General features: G+C 49.0%; 4 protein-coding genes and 2 tRNA genes. 2 read left to right on the forward strand and 4 right to left on the reverse strand.

Translation table 11 applies throughout. From position 1 onward, the window contains the following. Nucleotides 1-127 (forward strand): TRAM domain-containing protein (locus ACTHUE_RS11470; protein ID WP_440423506.1); only part of this gene is annotated, 127 nt, incomplete at its 5' end. 228 nt (nt 128-355) lie between these two features. Then, nucleotides 356-1666, forward strand: coding sequence for an NCS2 family permease (locus tag ACTHUE_RS11475; protein WP_004519556.1), 1311 nt, complete (start codon nt 356-358; stop codon nt 1664-1666). 83 nt (nt 1667-1749) lie between these two features. Here the strand turns inward: ACTHUE_RS11475 and ACTHUE_RS11480 are convergent, their stop codons facing one another. From ACTHUE_RS11480 to ACTHUE_RS11495, 4 genes are all read right to left on the reverse strand, one after another. Then, entirely contained in the window at nt 1750-2307 is a 558-nt protein-coding gene (locus tag ACTHUE_RS11480; protein ID WP_039862107.1) for a hypothetical protein, read from the reverse strand. Nucleotides 2308-2701: 394 nt separating this feature from the next. Beyond that, nucleotides 2702-2776 (reverse strand) — tRNA-Glu (locus ACTHUE_RS11485). Nucleotides 2777-2788: 12 nt separating this feature from the next. After that, nucleotides 2789-2865 (reverse strand) — tRNA-Arg (locus ACTHUE_RS11490). A gap of 132 nt (nt 2866-2997) precedes the next feature. Further along, nucleotides 2998-4356: a deoxyguanosinetriphosphate triphosphohydrolase gene (locus ACTHUE_RS11495; protein ID WP_049336415.1), complete on the reverse strand. Its 1359-nt coding sequence runs from the start codon at nt 4354-4356 to the stop codon at nt 2998-3000. Nucleotides 4357-4448: the final 92 nt, after the last annotated feature.

Consider the following 4448-nt stretch of genomic DNA (forward strand, 5'->3'; position numbering starts at 1 on the left):
ACTGCAAGCCCGTACCGCCAACAACCGCGTGGTCAACTTTACCGGCACACCCGACATGATCAACCAAATGATCGATTTGGAAATCACCGAAGCCTACACCTTCTCCCTGAAAGGCAAACCGGTATAAGCACACACAAACAAAGGCCGTCTGAAACTGTTCAGACGGCCTTTATCTTGGCTTGGCCCGGCATTATCTGATTCATGTATTTTTATTACCCGAACAAAAGGCTTTTCAGTATAATACCGCCCGAAAATTCCCTTATCTGTTGAGAAGTTAAGGAGCAAATCCGAGCTTCCGGCAGTTAAACCCGCTGATACCGTCCTTAAACGGCTTTCCCCAAAGGAATATCTCGAAATGAGTTCTTCAAATCAAAGCGTTTTGGAAAGATTATTCAACCTCAACGCCAATCAGACCAACGTCCGCACGGAAATTATGGCCGGTGTGACAACCTTCCTCGCCATGTGCTACATCATCATCGTCAATCCCCTGATTTTGGGCGAAACCGGCATGGATATGGGCGCAGTATTTGTGGCCACCTGTATCGCCTCCGCCATCGGCTGTTTCGTGATGGGCTTTGTCGGCAACTACCCGATTGCCCTCGCTCCGGGCATGGGTTTGAACGCCTACTTTACCTTTGCCGTCGTCAAAGGCATGGGCGTGGACTGGCGTGTGGCTTTGGGTGCCGTTTTCATTTCAGGCATTATTTTCATCCTGTTCAGCTTCTTTAAAGTACGCGAAATGCTGGTCAACGCCCTGCCTATGGGCTTGAAAATGTCGATTGCCGCAGGTATCGGCCTCTTCTTGGCATTGATTGCACTCAAAGGCGCAGGCGTGATTGTGGCTAATCCTGCCACATTGGTCGGCTTGGGCGACATCCACCAGCCCACCGCCCTGCTGGCGATGGCAGGCTTTGTCATGGTGGTTGCACTTGGCCACTTCCGCGTTAAAGGCTCTATCATCATTACCATTCTAACGCTGACCGCCGTCTCCACCATCTTGGGCTTGAGCGAGTTCAAAGGCGTGGTCGGCGAAGTTCCGAGCATTGCACCAACATTCATGCAGATGGACTTCAAAGGCTTATTCACCGTCAGCATGGTCAGCGTGATTTTTGTATTCTTCCTGGTTGACCTGTTTGACTCTACCGGCACATTGGTCGGCGTTTCCCACCGCGCAGGCCTGTTGCAAGACGGCAAACTGCCGCGTTTGAAACGCGCCCTGCTTGCCGACTCTACCGCCATCGTTGCAGGCGCCGCCTTGGGTACTTCTTCTACCACCCCTTACGTTGAAAGCGCGGCAGGCGTTTCTGCCGGCGGCCGTACCGGCCTGACTGCCGTTACCGTCGGCGTACTGATGCTTGCCTGTCTGATTTTCTCCCCGCTGGTTCAAAGCATTCCTGCATTCGCTACCGCACCCGCCCTGCTCTATGTTGGCGCGCAAATGTTGCGCAGCGCGCGTGAAATCGATTGGGACGACATGACCGAAGCCGCACCGGCATTCCTGACCATCGTCTTCATGCCGTTTACCTACTCGATTGCCGACGGTATTGCGTTTGGCTTTATCAGCTATGCACTCATCAAACTCTTGTGCAACCGCACTCAAGACGTACCGCCTATGGTATGGATTGTCGCCGTGTTGTGGGCATTGAAATTCTGGTTCTTGGGTTAAACTGCTCAAAAGAACAGGCCGTCTGAAAACTTTTCAGACGGCCTGTTTTATTTTACCCAGCGTTTAAAGCTGTCGGTAAAAGATTATTTTTTCACTTTTTTAGCAGCTGGTTTAGCGGCAGCTTTCGCGCCTTTGTCCAATGCGCAGAAACGGGTAGCGATTTGGTCAACCACTTCTTGTTTGCCATTTACTTCGGTAGTACCGCGGATAGTCAGCATGTTGCCATCAACTTTGTCCACGTTGGCTGCAGTGGCTGCTTCAGCAATCCAAGCAACATTGCCGCCCCAGAATGCGTTTACATCTTTGCTGCTGTCAGTAATACGGAACAGGTTTTCAGTTACTTGGCCTTTGTATTTTACTTGTGCAGCAACAACTTCGTTGCCTTTGAAGCCATACATTACGCTCAGAGGCTCTTTGCCGTCTTTACCGCATTTGTAGTGAACTTCTTTAGTACCGTCGATAGAGTCTACTTTCAAAGTATTAGGTACTGGAGCTTGAGCTTGTTGAGCCTGAGCTTGAGTTTGTTGTTGCGCAGTAGGCGCAGCTTTAGCTTCAGGTTTAGCTTTAGAACCGCTGCTACATGCAGTCAGGGCAACAGCCGCCAAAACGGCAGGAACGATTAATTTAACATTCATATTCATAATTGACTCCCAAATGGTTTCAATAAAAAACCGGCAAACGCCGGCTGACATTTACACATTAACAGAGATATTCCGTCTTGTCTTTATCTCAGACGGCATTTTTTAAGAAAAGTTCAAATAAATATTTTTATTTTCTAAAATCAAGAAATTATAAATATGAAATCATGTAAATTCAGGTTTAGGAACTCTTAAGATGAATACTGTTGTCAATAAATCGGGTTTTGACAATGGTAAAATGAGATTGAAAAGCGCATAGAGATGACAAAATTCAGGGCAATTGATTTTACACACTTCTGTCTCTTGAGTTGCTGAGCATTTCAGACGGCCTTAGAACACAAACAGTAAATGCAATAAAAAAACGCAATCTGAAACAGATTGCGTTTTTTTTGAAAACTGGCACGCCCACGGGGAATCGAACCCCGGTTACCGCCGTGAAAGGGCGATGTCCTAACCGCTAGACGATGGGCGCGGATAAATCTTGTGGCGCACCCGGAGCGATTCGAACGCCCGACCCTCTGGTTCGTAGCCAGATACTCTATCCAACTGAGCTACGGGTGCATCCTCATCACTTCGCAAGTGCGTTGTGAATCAAGAAGACCGAATGATATAGGCTTTACTAAAGCCTGTCTACTCTTTTCACAGAAACTTTTTATATTTTTATTTAACCAATTGAAGTTAAACAATATAAAATTAACGTAAAATCCCTACTCCTGACAAATCCTGCGCCATTTTAGCGGCGGAGTTATCGGTCATGCCGCCGACAAAATCCAAAATCTTCATATAGGCCTGATACAGACTGTCTTCAGGAAGAATCGGATTGTGCTTTTTCAATAATTCCAACGCCAAAGACTGACGCGTTGCTAACTGTTTTTCTGCAATCAGGGCATAGGCGGCAGGGACGAGCAAATCTAAGATGGAGCCTAAGCATGGGAACGTGGCAATCTCGGTCAAGAGCTTGGTGTGATGGCGGAAAATCCGTGTTTGTGCCAATTCTTTCGCTTTTGCCAAAGTGTTTTGCACTTGCGGGCTGCACAGAGCAAGCAGGTCTTTGCCTTTGAATGTTCCGTCCAACAAGTCGGACTGATGCAGCATAAAGGTTTGCGCGACATCATCAATCGCCTTGCCGATCGCAATGCCGCGCAACATGGCGCAACGCTGACGGCTGGAGCTGGCGTGCCATGCGCTTTCGGCAAAGGTCAGCTCGGACAAAATACTTTCTACTTCCGTATCCGTGAGCAAATCCAATTCGACGGCATCTTCCAAATCCAGCAAGGCATAGCAAATATCGTCGGCAGCCTCCATCAAATAAGACAAAGGATGGCGCGCCCAGCTGTCTACTCCCGCGGAAACCAGCCCCAATTCGTCGGCAACTTGACGGATAAACGGCAACTCGGTTTGATAAATATTGAATTTCTTTCTGCCGTTTGGATGTTGCGTTGTCCACGGATACTTCAGCAATGCGCCGATGGCTGCCGCAGTCAGGCGCATTCCGCCTGCCTCCGGATACATTTCAAGGCTGGCGACGATACGCAGGCTATGCGCATTGCCTTCATAGGTTTGAATATCGTTGCGTTCCGCTTCGTTTAATGTGTTCAGATAAATTTGATGTTCAGGCCGTCTGAACCAATCACGCAAAGCATCTTCGCCGGTATGGCCAAACGGCGGATTGCCCAAATCATGAGCCAAACAGGCAACCTGCACCACGGCACCAATATCGCTGGGCGTATTGCCCTGCGGCAGAAAACCGCCGTTATGCAACATCACGCCCACGCGGTTGCCCAAGCTCCTGCCCACGCTGGCAACTTCAACGCTGTGCGTCAGGCGGTTGTGCGTCAAGTCATGTTGCGCCAGCGGATGCACCTGTGTTTTACGGCCAAGGCGGCGGAAGGCTCCGGAAAAAACAACCCGGTCGTAGTCGATGTGAAAATCCGTACGCAAGGCATCGGCACCTTCTTGAGTCGAAGGGGTAACGGTCGGCACGATTTCGCCGTTTTTAGTACGGAAGCGTTGGGTGGATAATAAGTTTTGCCAATTCATTCGGATGGTCATAAAGGTTCCTCAAGCAAAGTAAAGGCCGTCTGAAACATATTCAGACGGCCTTATGCTTATTTACCGCGCATCAATTCAAAGAAATCGTCGTT

Source organism: Neisseria sp. P0021.S005 (genome assembly GCF_051956955.1).

Excerpts from the sequence above, each read along its gene's own strand:
- ACTHUE_RS11475 (WP_004519556.1), top strand. The coding sequence starts at position 356 with ATGAGTTCTTCAAATCAAAGCGTTTTGGAAAGATTATTCAACCTCAAC.
- ACTHUE_RS11495 (WP_049336415.1), bottom strand. The coding sequence starts at position 4,356 with ATGACCATCCGAATGAATTGGCAAAACTTATTATCCACCCAACGCTTC.
- ACTHUE_RS11480 (WP_039862107.1), bottom strand. The coding sequence starts at position 2,307 with ATGAATATGAATGTTAAATTAATCGTTCCTGCCGTTTTGGCGGCTGTT.